This window comes from Eremococcus coleocola ACS-139-V-Col8 (genome assembly GCF_000183205.1).
GTDB lineage: Bacteria > Bacillota > Bacilli > Lactobacillales > Aerococcaceae > Eremococcus > Eremococcus coleocola.
This window is the reverse complement of sequence record NZ_AENN01000015.1, coordinates 487,055-502,470: the sequence shown is the minus strand read 5'-3', so window position 1 is coordinate 502,470 and position 15,416 is coordinate 487,055. Positions and strand designations below refer to the sequence as shown.

Sequence of the window (15,416 nt, the reverse complement as noted above, 5' to 3'; positions counted from 1 at the left end):
TAAGTCAGCATGGAGAGTTGTCCGAGCTGGCCGAAGGAGCACGATTGGAAATCGTGTAGGCGCCCAAAAGGTGTCTCAAGGGTTCGAATCCCTTACTCTCCGTTTTTATATAATTATGGTCCGTTGGTCAAGTGGTTAAGACACCGCCCTTTCACGGCGGTAACACGGGTTCGAATCCCGTACGGACTATTATAAGTGCAACAACTGGAGGTTTAGCTCAGCTGGGAGAGCATCTGCCTTACAAGCAGAGGGTCAGCGGTTCGATCCCGTTAACCTCCATTAATTTAATATTATGGTCCGGTGGTGTAGGGGTTAACATGCCTGCCTGTCACGCAGGAGATCGCGGGTTCAAATCCCGTCCGGACCGTTTTGGCTTTGTAGCTCAGTTGGTAGAGCACTTGATTGAAGCTCAAGGTGTCGGCAGTTCGATTCTGTCCAAAGCCATATGGAGGGATAGCGAAGAGGCTAAACGCGGCGGACTGTAAATCCGCTCCTTCGGGTTCAGAGGTTCGAATCCTCTTCCCTCCATTATTAATTTTTGATTGGGAAATTGATCGAATCGGTTCTCAACTCACGATAGGGACTTAGTTTAACGGTAGAACAACGGTCTCCAAAACCGTTAGTGTGGGTTCGATTCCTACAGTCCCTGTTAAATCATGGCGGTTGTGGCGAAGTGGTTAACGCATCGGTTTGTGGCACCGACATTCGTGGGTTCGATTCCCATCAATCGCCTATTTTATTATTGGGGTATAGCCAAGCGGTAAGGCAACGGACTTTGACTCCGTCACTCGTTGGTTCGAATCCAGCTACCCCAGTTTTTTTTATATAATCTATTCGGCGGTATAGCCAAGTGGTAAGGCATGGGTCTGCAAAACCTCGATCACCGGTTCAAATCCGGTTACCGCCTTTAACACTTCTCATGCCGGTGTGGCGGAATTGGCAGACGCGCTGGACTCAAAATCCAGTGCCCGCGAGGGCGTATCGGTTCGACCCCGATCACCGGTATATAGCCTTTGGCTTCTAGCATCTCATCTTAGGATGAGGTGTTTTTTTTAAAAATTTTCTTTTTGATTTTTAAGTATATTGAATAGGAGAGGTATTGGCTGCTGTTACAGAAACCTTTACTGGACCAGTTTTGACGCGTTTATCGGTTTCTGCCTATCATGAGTCTGGAAATTCACTGGCGGATTATCAAGAATTTGCTACTTGGTTAGAAAGTCAAGGGGTTGCAGCGCTTGATATTTCCACGGGTGGTTTGTTGCCAATTATGCCTAGTTTTGAAATTTGAGAAAACCATCAATTAGCCTTTACAAAAGCAATAAAGGAATTTGTTTCGATTGATGTCACAGGGGTGGGGTATTAGATAATCCTGGTTTATGTGAATATGCCTTGGCTAGTGGTCATGTCGATGCGATTATGCATGGACGTGTCTTAATAAGTAATAACAACTGGTTAGCCGACGCAGCCAAGCAACTCCATGACCATGATTTTCAGGTATATAATCATTTATATCAGCGGGGTCAAGTCAGATAGTTTACCATATTTTATTTTTTTTAGACTGTACTAAATTCTGGTACAGTCTTTTTTTATGTTAATACTTATTTCAAACCTTTGTGGTCCATACTTTTTTAAACTGTATATAATATAATTACCAAATTTAAAAATTTGGATACAAACTGCTTGCATTTTTCTTTTAAAAGGTTATAATAGTTCTCATGCTAACTAATATAGTTTTCTAGAGAACTATTTATAAAAAAGGAGAGATTAATATCCATAATCAATTTAAGATAATTGTCCAAAATTTGGATAATTTAGCCGGTCGACTGGCTAAGAATTTTGACTTGGAACACTTGGATGGTCCCCAAGGTCATGTTGTTTCTTATTTAGGTCAACACCAGGCTGAAGATGTTTTCCAAAAAGACATTGAAGCTGAGTTAGAAATTTCTAAGTCAGTAGCCAGTCAATTAGTCCAAAGGATGGAGCGGAATGGTTTTATTGAGGTTGTGCCTTATGACAAGGACCGACGTTATAAGTGTCTGAGACTCACAGGTTTGGGCCAGGAAAAACTACCCATTATCAAAGATTTCTCCTTTATGATTGAAAACTTTCTCTTTGAAGGAATATCAAAAGCTGAGTTAGATCAAGTGATAAAGGTATTCAACCAGTTATCCAAAAATATTGAAAAGGTCAATCATTTGCTTGACCAAAAGGAGGAAACACAAAATGATACGTCTCTTTAAACGACTGACAGCTAAAGAAGTGCTGATGATTGTGCTTGCAGTTATACTCATTGGTCTCGGTGTCGGGATTGAATTGAATATTCCAGATTATATGTCAGATATTACTAAGTTACTACAAACCCCAGGGGTGGCCGTAGAAGACCTATATGATCCAGGTTCCAAAATGATTGGCTTGTCGCTCTTATCTCTAGTTCTATCTATTGTAGTGGTTTACTTATCAGGACGGGTAGCAGCCTCGTTTGCTTCGGATTTACGGCGAGATGTCTTTGAACATGTGATGGATTTTTCTACCGCTGAGATCAAACATTTCTCAGTTCCATCGCTAATCACTCGAACTACCAATGATATTGTTCAATTACAAATGTTTATTGCGATGGGCTTGAATGTTATTGTGCGGGGACCAGTGATGGCGGTTTGGGCCATGACCAAAATAGCGGATAAAAATTTTGAGTGGCTTATGGTTACTGGTGCCGCCGTGGGTGTCATGTTGATTATCTTAATTGTACTGATGACCCTAGTTTTCCCCAAGCAAAAATTAGTTCAAGAACTGACCGATAAATTAAATGGAGTTATGCGGGAGTCCCTACTGGGAATGCGGGTCATTCGAGCATACAATGCCGAAGACTATCAAAACCATAAGTTTAGTCAAGCCAATGATCAATTAACTGGTTTGAATTTGTTTATTAACCGGATGATGGGCTTGATGCAACCCATGATGATGATTGTGTCCAATGGTTTAACCCTGTCTGTCTATTGGATTGGGGCCTACTTAATCTCAGCTGCTGCCTTGCAAGAAAAAGTTGGTATTTTCTCTGATATGATTGTATTTTCTTCTTATGCCATGCAAGTAGTCTTTGGTTTTATGATGATGACGGCGATTTTTATTATTTTACCCCGGACCTTAATTTCTACCGGCCGGATTAATGCCGTCTTAGATACAAAAGCGAGTCTGTTTTACCCGGAAAATCCTAAAGCATGTGACCCTAGTCAAGCGGGATCCATTGAATTTGATCATGTTTCCTTTACCTATCCTGGAGCCCCTAATCCAGTGATTGAAGATGTCAGCTTCCAAGCTAGTGCGGGCCAGACTGTTGCCTTTATTGGGTCAACTGGCTCAGGTAAGTCGACTTTGATTTCTTTAGTGCCCCGTTTTTATGATGCAAGTCAGGGATATATTTACTTAGATGGTCAGGATGTCCGTAACTATAGCCGTCAAGACTTAAATAATTTGATTGGTTATATTCCTCAAACAGCGGTTCTCTTTAATGGTGATATTGCCTCTAACCTAGACTTTGGTCAGTCCAAAGTCAGTCCTTTGGATGAAAACCAAATGTGGCAGGCCCTTGATATTGCTCAAGGAAAAGACTTCGTTCTTAATAAAGAGGACCAACTAAAAGCTCATGTGAGTCAGGGAGGGACTAACTTCTCTGGAGGTCAAAAACAACGGTTGGCGATTGCTCGTGCCATTGCCCGTAAACCAGAATTCTTAATTTTTGATGATTCCTTCTCTGCCCTGGATTATAAGACTGATAAGACTTTACGCCAGGCTTTGAATGATGAAACCAGTCAAACGACCAAGTTGATTGTTGCCCAACGAATTTCGACTATTATGGATGCAGACTTAATTCTAGTCTTAGACCAAGGTAAAGTGGTGGGACAAGGTACTCACCAAGAGTTACTGGCCCATAATCAGGTGTATCAAGAAATTGCCTATTCTCAATTAAGTAAGGAGGAACTCGCCCATGCCTAAGAATAAAGAAAACAAGCTTGGACTCAATACCTATGTCACCGGGCCCTTTAAAATATTAATCGGTGTGGCCGCTATTTTCTCTGTGATTGGTGCCTATATTTCTGTGATTGGGCCTGACCGTATCTCTGAAATTACTGATTTAATTGGTCAAGGCATCATGGGGAATATGAATTTAGACAAGATTTCTAAGATTGCCTATGGTTTAGCTGTGTTGTATGGAATTGGTGCCGTCCTTAATTATGGGTCCTCTTATATTATGGCAACGATTAGCCAACGGTTGACCCAAAACTTAAGGGATGATATTAGCCAAAAAGTTAACCGGATGCCCTTAAATTATTTTGATTCTCATTCTAAAGGGGATACCTTGTCTCGGGTCACCAATGACTTGGATACCTTGGGGGTATCACTTAACCAATCCTTAGCCTCTATTATTTCGTCTGTGGCCTTATTGGTGGGCTCTTTAATAATGATGTTCCGCACCAATGTAACCTTAACTTGGGTATCGATTGCCACGGTCGTGATTGGTTTTGGTGGAACAATTCTCTTGATGAAGAAATCTCGGTCCTTTTTTAAAGCCCAACAAAATGAACTTTCCCAGGTTAATGGCCATATCGAGGAAATGTATTCTGGTCATAATGTTGTTTTAGCTTATAATGGGGTCGAAAAGGCCAAAAATCAATTCAATGTCATTAATCAACGGTTAGAATCTGCCGTTTGGAAGACTCAATTCTTCTCAGGGATTGCTTTCCCAATCATGGGCTTTATTAGTAACTTCGGTTATGTCTTGGTCTGTGTGGTGGGGGCGAGTCTAGTGATTAATGGCGATGCTACCATGGGTGTGATTGTTGCATTCATGATGTATATTCGGATGTTTACCCAACCAGTTCAACAACTTGCCCAAGCGGGTCAATCAGTGGCCCAAGCTAATGCAGCCATGGGACGGGTCTTTGAATTCTTAAATGAAACTGAAATGACTGATGAAAGTCACAAGGAACGTCAATTAAGTGAAGTTCAAGGCTTGGTTGAATTTGATCATGTTAAGTTTGGCTATAATGAAGACCAAACCATTATTCATGACTTCTCGGCCTATGCCAAACCAGGGCGGAAGGTGGCGATTGTAGGTCCGACCGGAGCAGGAAAGACAACCTTGGTTAATTTATTGATGCGGTTCTACGAAGTGAATGGCGGCAAGATTTCGATTGATGGGGTAGATATTAAAGAGATGCCCCGGGCTGAAATTCATGATTATTTTGCTATGGTCTTGCAAGATACTTGGATCTTTGAGGGGACTATCCGACAAAACCTCAAGTTTAACCAAAGTGGGATTAGTGATGAAGCCATGATTAAAGCTTGTAAGGCAGTGGGAATTGATCATTTTATCAATACGTTACCCGAGGCCTATGATACGGTCTTAGATGATTCTGTTTCACTATCTGTCGGCCAAAAGCAATTATTGACCATTGCCCGTGCCCTCATTAAAGATGCACCGCTTTTAATCTTGGATGAAGCGACTTCTTCTGTGGATACCCGGACCGAGGAATTAATCCAACAAGCTATGGATAAGTTGATGCAAGGACGGACTTCCTTTGTGATTGCCCACCGACTTTCAACCATTCGCAATGCTGATTTGATTCTGGTCCTAAATGAAGGTAATATCATTGAGCAGGGTAACCATGAAGAACTGATGGCCGTAGATGGTTTCTATGCTGACTTATATAATAGTCAGTTTGAAGAAACAGAAGATGACGTAGCTTAATTTAATAGAAAAAATAACAGATTATTCGATTTGTAGATGCTTTGAGAAAAGTTATACAAAAAGAATCATCTGTTTTTTATTTAAATTTAATTAGAAATACAATCTAGAAAAGTGATTTTATAGTTTCCTCAATACTTTTACAGTAGAGGAATTGATTGATGTTAAAGTTACAGTACCTAACTATACTGCCTCAAATGGAGAGTATAACGGAAAGAAGTTAAATCAGAAATATACCGCGGTGGTTATATTCTAATGTAACTGATATTGAGAGTTGTCCAACAATCAGTTGAGCTTTTCCAAAATTTGGAAAAATAATAATTTCAGATAGTAACGGGCTAGTCAAATCTTAATTGCTAGGTGATGTTGTCCAATGATTGGACAAATAGAACACATTCATAAGATTACATAAAGGATAATGATATGACAGAAGAACTGAATAGAAAGTTATCAGAATTGGAGCATAGGTTACTAGTGTTAGAACGAAAATATCGAACATTAGAACAAATGCAGAAACTGAATAGATACACTGTAAAGCCAATGAATACATTGAAGAATATGGAGGTAGCTAATGGAAAATAAAGTAGAAATCTTAATCAATGGTAAACCTGTAGAAGTGAAATGCCCTAAATATGGAGAAGTGGTTTTAAAGTTTAATAACGGGAAACCTAATTTACTTGAGACTAAGGAAACATATAAGTTAGGAAACTAGAAACGGTCAATCAATTTAATTAATCATATCCGAATGGAAAAACCATAGGACAGATAGGCGTCATGCTTATTTGTCCTTTTCTCATTTTATGGGGGTGGTGGTTATGTAATGAATCAAGAAACAGAAGAGATAAAATTAGCTATTAAATCTTATTTAGATCTACCGTATAGAATCAGATGACTAAGTTATGAATTGGATAATTGTAGTAAGAAATTCTATCAAGAAAGAACCTTTTACCCTATCCACATTGCTGATGTGGTAGACGATACAGCTACACATGCAGTTTATCCAGAAACTGCAACGTTAATTATTTGTTTCAATGAATCACTATTAAAGCGACAAATACATAAGTATCAACAGAAATTAGACATGTTTCTAGAAGAAGTTGGCTATGATTTGAAAGTGCTCAGGAAACTGAATAAACGGAATCATCTTTCAAGTAAAGAGATTGAAGTATATCAAGTGATTGAATACATAGAAGATGAATACGAATTCTATTTGCAGAATCATGTTGTAGATATACCAGATGAAAATAACCCATTGATTGAACTGGAAAATGAATTAAAAGACTTGTTCAACTGAAAGGAGACACATAGTTGAGAAGTGTGTTTATTGAAGATTTAAATCTTATTGTAAATGTCAATCTTCATTCTTTGCTTACGTTGGGAATCATAAGCCGACACCAAAAGGAGGCTACAGATGAAGAAATAACTTATTACAAACAATCTTTAAATGCAATAAAGTCTATGCCTAAAGATCTAGGAAAGATTATTTATTTAAAGTATATCCAGCTGGCTAAGGTAACACCCAAGAGGAAATTACCTACTGATAAATCAGGTTTAACGATAAGAGATTACTATTCAGCTACTGTACCCAAACAAAGAGATTTATGTAGATTATTAAAGATGTCTACAGGTAGGTTAAGCAAATTAGAATTTCAAGCAATGGAAGAAATGGCTATTAAATTAATGGAATACAAGAAAGAGGGTAAAGAGGTCAAAGAACTGTACCATAAATTTACTTACCCATTACTTGTTACACCTCAAGAGTACATACACCACTTTGCTGATAACTATCTTAAAGCTTTTGATTACGATAGGTATGAGGTGATAACGGAGACAGAACATCATTATGATCATATTAATATTCACCACTTAACATTTTATAGGAGCATTTATATTGATACGGACGATAATAGAAAGGAAATTAATAATGAAACAGACAAACGATTTTCAGATAGATATAGACTTACAAGAATTAATGGGTAGCGAGGCTTACAATCTAATTGTAGATAAAGCTAAGAAATATAACGCTATGCTAGAGAAAGTCAATGATAATACCAGTATGTTAGAGGCTAAGCAGAAAGAGCTTAATTCAATGAAGTATCAATTGACCATTGCAAAAGAAGAAGAAGACAGTCATAGAGTATTTGAATTAAGACAATCAATTAAATCTTTAGAGCAAGAATTATCTGAAGAAGAAGACCTATCTTATATTGACTTAGGTAAGTATCGTAACGATCTAGTAAACACTGATGAAGTGAGAGAGGTCATGAGTAAGGCACAACAAGAACACGCTGATAATATAATCAAAGCTCAATCAATCGAGCAACAACTCAATGCTGAATTGAAACGCTTAAAAGAAATTAAGAATAAGATTGACTTGTATCTTGGACGGCTTGGATATATTTATGATAGTGGCTCAGACTTTAAAGTAACTCAGTATATGTACAACGAGATGAAAGAAGACCCTAGACATTCAAAAATGAGAAGAGTAGCTATTTTACCAAAACAACAGTAACCCCCCACCTGTTAAATAAAAATAGACCTACGGGGACACCGAGGTGAGGGGATTCTTTCCCTCTCCAGCGTAATTTCATAATATTTTTTATCAATTTATTTATATTTATAGAAAGAGGTATTTTATATGGGAACATATTTAAGCAAGTTATTGAGAGATGTCACATTTAACACTAAACAACCAGATAGCAATTTGTATTTTGAGAATGGTCTTGTTGTATCAGACGAATTGAATTCAGCACTGGAGCAATCAGACAAGTTACGTTTATTCAATTATATCAGTCACTATAATAGTCTAAGTCCATTGGGAGACCTTAAAGTATTACCATTATCCAATGAACCACTTAAAGAAGTTACTCCATTAGATCCAACTCCTAAATTGGATATTGAGTTTAATACGGTAGCTTACAAAATCAAAAACTATCGTGGATACTTGCCAATTTCGCAAGAAGATGTAGATGATACTGATAACGCTATTGAAGATGTTGTACTTTCCATGATGACTGATAAGACTATTGATACTGAGAACTACTACATTGCTGAACAACTTAAGAAAGCCCCACAAGAGAGCCTATCAAGGTTAGAAGATATTAAAGATATTATTAATACGAAAATGGGGCAAAAGACAACAGATATTCAAGTTGTTATGTCAACTACCTTATATAACGAATATGACCAGAATAATCTATTAGATAATGTTCTTGGGACTTTATCAAGTCGTGAAGTAATTGTTTTACCAGATGAAGTGATTGGTAATGCGGTAGGGGATAAAGTTGCCTTTGTAGGAGACCTACACGCTTACGCTAGCTTTATTGATAGACAACGAGACACTTTACGCTGGGTAGATAATTCCCTATACGGAATCAATCTAATGCTTATGCTACGGTTTGATGATGTGATTAATGACACTAATGCTGGTTACTATGTAACTTTAGATTAAACATAAACTCTTAATTCTATGTGCCTCTCAAACGATACAATCACAAGGCAATATCTTGTATTGTGTCATTGGGTAGTTTCTTTCGTTTCATTATCTCAAAGTTGAGTTAGTTTAGTGAATTAGTGGTTTTATCCTCAATATGAAGAAGGTGAAGAGGACAGTAGCAAAATTCCAAATATAAGCCATTGTTTCTAGGTTATTGAGAACCAGGAAAAAGCCCAAAATTGCTAAGAGGTAATAAGTTATTGAGAACATAATGATGATTCGAGGGGATTCTAAACCAAGGACTTGGCTGACAGAGTCCTTATATAAGAGCAAATAACTTCCCAGTATTAAGATAGACTAATAAACCATTAGTATAACTAATATAATTCATCGTATTTTCTAAAGGAAAATCGGAAGGCTTTGATTTGTCCCTGGCACTTCCTGGTGGTATACTGTTATAAAAGAAATATCAATTATTTAGATTAAAAGAGTTTTGCTTGTAGGAGTTTCTGACACTTTAAAACTTTTGGAGGAGGTATTTTAAATTATGTCAATTGTCTATCTTATCGCGTTTTTGGTGATTTTGATCATGTGCTTTGTTGGGGCACCTATACTCATTGCAGTTACCATTAGTAAATTATTAAAAAAGAATAGATAAACATTTTTAAGTTTTATTTTGTATATTAAAGCACATCCCCCTCATCGAGTTTAAAACGCTTAGAGGGGGATGGATTTTTATTTTTTATGATTTAAGTTTTGACTATATACCATATAGAAGACAAAGACCATGATGTTATAACTTCTCATTCTAGTGCTTTTAGACTTTGGTTTGATTGTTAAGGACGCAAACTTTAAGACAAGAAATTGGAATAAAATTATTAAGTTTGTTAGAATCACTTCTAAAAAAGGGGAGAATATTATGTTTGAAAACGAAAAATTATATTTAAAAAAAGTGGAAGAAAGTGATATTGATTTATATCATTCTTGGAGAAATAATATTGATGTAATGAAAACGACTAGTCCATTTCTAGATATTTATACTCTCGAGGATACAAAAAATTTTTTTAAAAATGTGATTTTAAATTCTCAAAATAGTCATGGTTATATCATTGTAGATAAGTCTAGGGAAATTAGTATTGGGATTATCTCTTTAGTTAATATAGATTTTAAAAACAGAAATTGTGAGATGATTATTGATATTGGGAATAAAGATTATTGGGGTGGAGGATACGGAAAATCTTCTACGAGTTTGATATTAAGTTACGCTTTTAATGAATTGAATATGCATAAAGTTTATTTAAAAGTATTTTCATTTAATGATAAGGCTATTAATTTATATAAAAAACTAGGGTTTAAAGAAGAAGGACGTAATAGAGAGGCTATTTATAGAAATGGTTTGTATCAGGATATTATAAATATGGGTCTCTTAGAAAATGAGTATAAAGAAATGAATTGATTTAATGGTTTAGGTTTTAGGGCTAACTTCACGAAGTGATCTGTTAGCCCTGTTTTTGTATTTTGGTTTAGAATTTATCAAATTTAGTTGGAAAAAGGGGGACTACTACGACCCCCATACTGTGCTGAGTTCCAAATTTATAAAAAATCGGGCCTTAGACTTAGAGCGACAAGGGTTACAAGCTACCGACGAAAGTCAAAAACGAAGTTTAAAAAATGAGTTATTAACGATAGTGAAAAGAGAACATATAGTTAATGTAATTGATTTGGTTTCATTTCTTGAAATGTACGGGGAAAGTTATGGCATTGATAATATGAACTATGTTCATTGACTGCATAGTGCTAGTTAAATCAACCAATGCTGCATAAATAGGGGGCAAAGACGTTATACCTTAATATGGAACAATCATATTGATTTAGTTTTTAAACGTCAAATACACCTCGATTTAACCGCTTACATTATGAAGTTAGATAGTTTTATAGGTTAGCCATTAAACAATTGCACAAAAATACCCCCAGAGTATGTTAATTCATACTGAGGGGGGTATTTCTATGTCTAACCCATTAAAGGAAACATAGTTACATGTATCTTTGCTAGAAAGGAGAAAGATAATGAAACAACCTTGTAGGGAGGAATTTCCTACAACCTTATTATACCATAGAAGATTAAGGAAAGAAACAAAATGTTAGTTTATAAACTAACAACGTTCAGATTTAAAAGCTAGCTATTGAATAATGTTATGGTTTCTTTCAAATTTGGCGATGTCGTCCAATTTGGAATTTATCGGTGTGATCTCTTCATTAAAAATTTTAAAAAATAAAAAGCCACTAGCTATTAAGTTATTGGCTAATTTTTTATGTTGAAGTTGTTGTTGTCTTATTCTAGGAGAGTGGCAATCAAGTATAGTGCTGATACCCCAAAATGGTGCAACGTTGCACTATCCGGAATTTCTTTTCATTTCCATTTGCCTAAGGGGGGGATTTAATTTCCTCTTGCGTGTCAAAGTGACATGTAAAGTGACTTGTTCCTGTTAGTTTTATATGGGTTTATCTGAAAATATTTTTCTTAAAAACCTTATATTATCAAGGGTTTTAAGTGGTTGTTGTTTTGTTAATAAAATCAAAATGGAATCTTATTTTTTTGATGCTTGTGTGGGCAAATAGATGACCAAGTAATTAGAGGAATATTGTTATAATAAAAATGATAATAAATTTGATCTCCAATCAACGATTTTGTCAAGATTCATGAATATTTTATGAGAAAATGCTTCGCTAATAATAGCTTTATTATGGTATTTATAGCAATTATGAATATTTTATGGAGAAATTATTAGCTTCTTCAAGAATCTGTGACTTCTTTGGTGATTTGGTCACAAAGAAAAAATTTATGGTATTCTAAGGTCAGAAAGAAAAAGGGGGAGATTTAGATGTTGAAAGTAAATAAAACCTTATTAACTTTATCCAGCTTTGCAATTTTAGCCGGCGTAACACCAATGATTAATGCTCAAGCAGCAGTGAATTTAGAACCTGAAGTTTATGTTCAAAAAGAGGGTCAAGCTCCGGAAGTTCAAGGAAACGTAGAATTCCAAATTTTAAATGCAGATACCCAAGAAGTAGTTTGGTCTCAAACCAAAGATAATAAATCTGAAGGTCAGTTAAGCTTGCCAGCTGGTAATTATATTTACCGTCTTTATAACATTGCTGATTTAGTCGGTAGTGATAAAGATGTAACCGCTGAAAAAGTTCAACAAACCATGGATCCAGAAGGGCAAGCTTCTGGTAATTATACGGATGCCAGTCAAAAGGGTGCCTTAAATACACTCGATGATGGTAGTGTGGTATATGACTTACCATTTACCCTTGAAGTCGCCCAAGATGCTGAAGATACTTCAGCTAAATTAGTCTCCGAGCTTGATGTATACTTTAACCAAGTTGCGAGCGGCGAGGCTGAATCAGCAGCTTCCAGTGAGAGTGAAACCGGAGATGCTGGTGCGGGGACAGCAAATGAAGCTGAGAATCCAGCAGCCAACTCTGAAGCGGCTGTAAGTGAAAGTATCGAAGCAGCACCTACTGAAAGCCAAACCGATGGGGAAACTTCAAGTAGTGAGGGTCAAGCTAATCCTGGTGTAGCTGCGGACCCAGCTCAAGCTAGTTCAGAAGTTGCTTCTGAAGCAGCTCCAGAACAAGTAGCGGCTGCTGAGACAGGTAAATTAACCTTCCAAATTTTAGATGACAAAGACCAACCTGTGGCAAATACCGTGGTTACCTTAGGTGAACAAGCGGTGACGACTGATGCAAGTGGTTTAGCTGTCTTTGAAGTACCCGCAGGTACTTATAACTATAATGTGACTGAAATTCCTGAAGGTTATACTTTAGATGTGACCGAACCTTCAATTGCAGTGGAAGCGGGTCAAGATATGACCTTCCCATTGAATTTGACTGCCACTGCGGAAGATGATCAATCGCAAGCACCTGGTGATGATGCGACAGCTCAAGAAGGTAAATGGACCTTCCAAATTTTAGATGAAAACGATAAGCCAGTTAAAGGTGTGACGGTAACTGTCGGTGACCAAAGTTTAACCACAGATGACCAAGGCTTAGCTGCTTTTACTTTACCAGTCGGTGATTACAAGTATTCTATCTCTAATCTACCAAAAGGTTATACGATTGAAGAGGCGGAATCTTCCTTTGCTATTGATCCAGGACAAGATATGACTTTCCCATTGAATTTAACTCCTGTGGAAAGTGGGGATGGCTCTTCTGACCAACCGACCCAAACAGGTAAATGGACCTTCCAAATTTTAGATGAAAAAGACCAACCGGTTAAAGGTGTAAGTGTCACTGTGGATGACCAAACAGTATCAACTGATGATAAAGGTAACGCTGCCTTTACCCTTGCAGTGGGTGAGCATACATACAAAATAGGCAATTTACCTCAAGGTTATACCATTGATCAAAGTGAATCTACGTTTGCAGTGGATCCAGACCAAGACATGACCTTCCCCTTGAATTTAAGCCGGGTTGGTGGCGATTCATCTGAGTCAGTTCCACCCGTTAAGGTAGCCAATGGTCGTTTAACTGTACAAGTTTTAGACGAAAATGATCATGGTGTTCAAGGGGTACAAGTTACTGTGGGTGACAAAGCGGTTCTCACTGATGCCCAAGGTAATGCAAGTTTTGAAATGCCAGCCGGTGAATATAAATTTGCGATTACCCAATTACCTCAAGGTTATGACCTTCCAAGTATGGAAGATACCATTGCCATTAAAGAAAATGGCAATATGACTTGGCCAGTGAACCTACTTAAAAAAGGTGGTTTCTTACCAAATACCGGTGAATCAACTGGTTTAGGAATTACCTTAGGCGCCTTAGTTCTTGCAGGTGGAGGTTTCTTCTTAATGAAAGGACGCCGCAACCATAGTAAATAACCTAAGTAAATAAATAGTTTTCCGAGAGTGGAAGGAGCTGGACTGTTGTTCAGCTTCTTCCGCTTTTTATTTTAGCCGATTTAGTTGCAACTTGGGGTCGATTTTTGACCACTTAGGCAAAAAAACGAGACGACAAAATAAATTTAGTCTACAATTTAAGTGTCAAGAGAAGGAAGGCAAGAAAAAGGAGGTGGCAGGAGATGCAAGTAAAGTTAGAACTTTCGCCCAAATATTCAGAGACTTTTGCAGTCATATATGCGGCGCAAATGGACTCGGAAATTGAATCTGCCTTAATCACTTTAGGTCAAGGGAAACCTAAGCCAATCTTGGGCCTCAAGGAAGACCGACAAGTAGTTCTGACTGCGGACCAGGTCTATATGGCCCGGGTTGAAGGAGGGAAAGTGATGATTTATAGCCAAGACCAAGTCTTTCAATCCCGTTATCGGCTGTATGAATTGTTAGAATTGTTAGGTCCCGACTTTCAGCAAATTTCTAAGCAGACCTTGGTTAATTTGGACCGAATTCGGGAAATTGAAGCTGGTTTTTCTGGATCCCTCTTTTTAAAATTGGATAATGGCCAAGGAGATTATGTTAGTCGTAAATTTTTACCAGAGTTGAAAAAATATTTCGGAATATAAACCATAAAGGAGGCAACATTATGACAGTAAAAGAAGTATTGAAAAGTAGTTTTGTTGGTCTTGGAGTCGCTTGTTTAATTTTTATATTGGTGGGCCTCGTCTTTGATTGGGTCAACCAAGGAGAACTAGTGTTTGCGAGCTATGCTTTTTCTAAGATGGCCTTGGGTAGTTTGGTGATTGGTCTAGGTTTTGGTTTACCCAGTGTCGTTTATGAAAATGACCGGTTAAGCATGGGCATGCAAAGTCTCATCCATATGGGGACGGGCTGTCTGGTGATGGTGGGCGTCTTCATCTGGGAAGGCTGGTTACCACAAGGACATGGTCTCTTAATGGGACTAGCTGTACTTGCTGGCGCAGTATTGATTGCTGGCTTGATTTGGTACGGTTTTTATAAGGAAAATCTAAAACAAGCCCAAGCCTTGAATAAAGGCATTCAAGCGAAAAGGATGGCAAAATAAGTCAGTTTAATCGAAGAAATTAGAGCTGGTGCAAAGTTGGACTTTGTGTCAGCTTTTTTCTGGCTTTAGGTGTTGTTATCTAAAAATCGTTGGAGTGGATGATGCGAGGCCACTATTTAAATTGAAGTAGTATGAATAATGCAGAAGTGGTGAGTGCATGATTTCGTTTATTTAAGACCAGGTCTAATATTCTTGAAAAAAAGAGCGGATAATCTTAAAGTTTAATGAGTAGTCTAATTAAGATATTTGTCACAAAGT

General features: G+C 37.4%; 14 protein-coding genes and 11 tRNA genes. All 25 read left to right on the top strand.

The annotated features are described in order from the left end of the window. Positions 1-11 precede the first annotated feature (11 nt). The 25 genes from HMPREF9257_RS06125 to HMPREF9257_RS06010 all read left to right on the top strand — a co-directional run bounded on the left by HMPREF9257_RS06125 (position 12) and on the right by HMPREF9257_RS06010 (position 15,158). Positions 12-102, top strand: a tRNA-Ser gene (locus HMPREF9257_RS06125). 15 nt (positions 103-117) lie between these two features. Continuing rightward, positions 118-189: transfer RNA gene (locus HMPREF9257_RS06120), tRNA-Glu, on the top strand. 17 nt (positions 190-206) lie between these two features. Then, a tRNA-Val gene (locus HMPREF9257_RS06115) sits at positions 207-279 on the top strand. A 15-nt stretch (positions 280-294) separates the two neighbouring features. After that, positions 295-367: transfer RNA gene (locus tag HMPREF9257_RS06110), tRNA-Asp, on the top strand. 4 nt (positions 368-371) lie between these two features. Further along, positions 372-444: transfer RNA gene (locus HMPREF9257_RS06105), tRNA-Phe, on the top strand. A gap of 3 nt (positions 445-447) precedes the next feature. After that, a tRNA-Tyr gene (locus HMPREF9257_RS06100) sits at positions 448-528 on the top strand. 50 nt (positions 529-578) lie between these two features. Continuing rightward, positions 579-649: transfer RNA gene (locus HMPREF9257_RS06095), tRNA-Trp, on the top strand. A gap of 10 nt (positions 650-659) precedes the next feature. Beyond that, a tRNA-His gene (locus HMPREF9257_RS06090) sits at positions 660-732 on the top strand. Between the two features lie 11 nt (positions 733-743). Next, positions 744-815: transfer RNA gene (locus tag HMPREF9257_RS06085), tRNA-Gln, on the top strand. 21 nt (positions 816-836) lie between these two features. Then, positions 837-907, top strand: a tRNA-Cys gene (locus HMPREF9257_RS06080). A gap of 14 nt (positions 908-921) precedes the next feature. Further along, positions 922-1,005, top strand: a tRNA-Leu gene (locus tag HMPREF9257_RS06075). A gap of 94 nt (positions 1,006-1,099) precedes the next feature. Then, positions 1,100-1,288, top strand: coding sequence for a hypothetical protein (locus HMPREF9257_RS08795; RefSeq protein WP_006418513.1), 189 nt, complete (start codon positions 1,100-1,102; stop codon positions 1,286-1,288). 101 nt (positions 1,289-1,389) lie between these two features. Beyond that, complete coding sequence (locus HMPREF9257_RS09275; protein ID WP_006418441.1) at positions 1,390-1,533, top strand: hypothetical protein; 144 nt, start codon at positions 1,390-1,392, stop codon at positions 1,531-1,533. A 269-nt stretch (positions 1,534-1,802) separates the two neighbouring features. Beyond that, positions 1,803-2,240, top strand: coding sequence for a MarR family winged helix-turn-helix transcriptional regulator (locus HMPREF9257_RS06065; RefSeq protein WP_006418278.1), 438 nt, complete (start codon positions 1,803-1,805; stop codon positions 2,238-2,240). Further along, positions 2,224-3,990: an ABC transporter ATP-binding protein gene (locus HMPREF9257_RS06060; RefSeq protein ID WP_006418541.1), complete on the top strand. Its 1,767-nt coding sequence runs from the start codon at positions 2,224-2,226 to the stop codon at positions 3,988-3,990. The genes HMPREF9257_RS06065 and HMPREF9257_RS06060 overlap by 17 nt, the downstream gene beginning before the upstream one ends. Then, complete coding sequence (locus HMPREF9257_RS06055) at positions 3,983-5,746, top strand: ABC transporter ATP-binding protein (RefSeq protein ID WP_006418249.1); 1,764 nt, start codon at positions 3,983-3,985, stop codon at positions 5,744-5,746. Before HMPREF9257_RS06060 ends, HMPREF9257_RS06055 begins: the two co-directional genes overlap by 8 nt. 568 nt (positions 5,747-6,314) lie before the next feature. Beyond that, positions 6,315-6,455: a hypothetical protein gene (locus HMPREF9257_RS09270; protein ID WP_006418152.1), complete on the top strand. Its 141-nt coding sequence runs from the start codon at positions 6,315-6,317 to the stop codon at positions 6,453-6,455. Positions 6,456-6,851: 396 nt separating this feature from the next. Next, positions 6,852-7,037: a hypothetical protein gene (locus HMPREF9257_RS09265; protein WP_176686279.1), complete on the top strand. Its 186-nt coding sequence runs from the start codon at positions 6,852-6,854 to the stop codon at positions 7,035-7,037. Positions 7,038-7,051: 14 nt separating this feature from the next. Next, positions 7,052-7,723: a hypothetical protein gene (locus tag HMPREF9257_RS06045; RefSeq protein WP_006418377.1), complete on the top strand. Its 672-nt coding sequence runs from the start codon at positions 7,052-7,054 to the stop codon at positions 7,721-7,723. Continuing rightward, positions 7,668-8,255 carry a hypothetical protein gene (locus tag HMPREF9257_RS06040; RefSeq protein ID WP_040466702.1) on the top strand — a complete coding sequence of 196 codons (588 nt, stop codon included), beginning with the start codon at positions 7,668-7,670 and terminating at the stop codon, positions 8,253-8,255. Before HMPREF9257_RS06045 ends, HMPREF9257_RS06040 begins: the two co-directional genes overlap by 56 nt. 228 nt (positions 8,256-8,483) lie before the next feature. Next, positions 8,484-9,194: a phage major capsid protein gene (locus HMPREF9257_RS06035; protein WP_176686278.1), complete on the top strand. Its 711-nt coding sequence runs from the start codon at positions 8,484-8,486 to the stop codon at positions 9,192-9,194. A 904-nt stretch (positions 9,195-10,098) separates the two neighbouring features. Continuing rightward, the gene (locus tag HMPREF9257_RS06030) at positions 10,099-10,635 is read left to right on the top strand and encodes a GNAT family N-acetyltransferase (protein WP_006418323.1); all 537 of its coding nucleotides are present in this window, start codon (positions 10,099-10,101) and stop codon (positions 10,633-10,635) included. Between the two features lie 1,426 nt (positions 10,636-12,061). Continuing rightward, entirely contained in the window at positions 12,062-14,062 is a 2,001-nt protein-coding gene (locus HMPREF9257_RS06020) for a SpaA isopeptide-forming pilin-related protein (protein WP_006418592.1), read from the top strand. 200 nt (positions 14,063-14,262) lie between these two features. Further along, positions 14,263-14,700, top strand: a complete 438-nt coding sequence (locus tag HMPREF9257_RS06015; protein WP_006418589.1) for a LytTR family DNA-binding domain-containing protein — start codon at positions 14,263-14,265, stop codon at positions 14,698-14,700. A 20-nt stretch (positions 14,701-14,720) separates the two neighbouring features. After that, a complete protein-coding gene (locus tag HMPREF9257_RS06010; protein WP_006418451.1) occupies positions 14,721-15,158 on the top strand; it encodes a DUF3021 domain-containing protein in 438 nt (145 codons plus the stop codon). Positions 15,159-15,416: the final 258 nt, after the last annotated feature.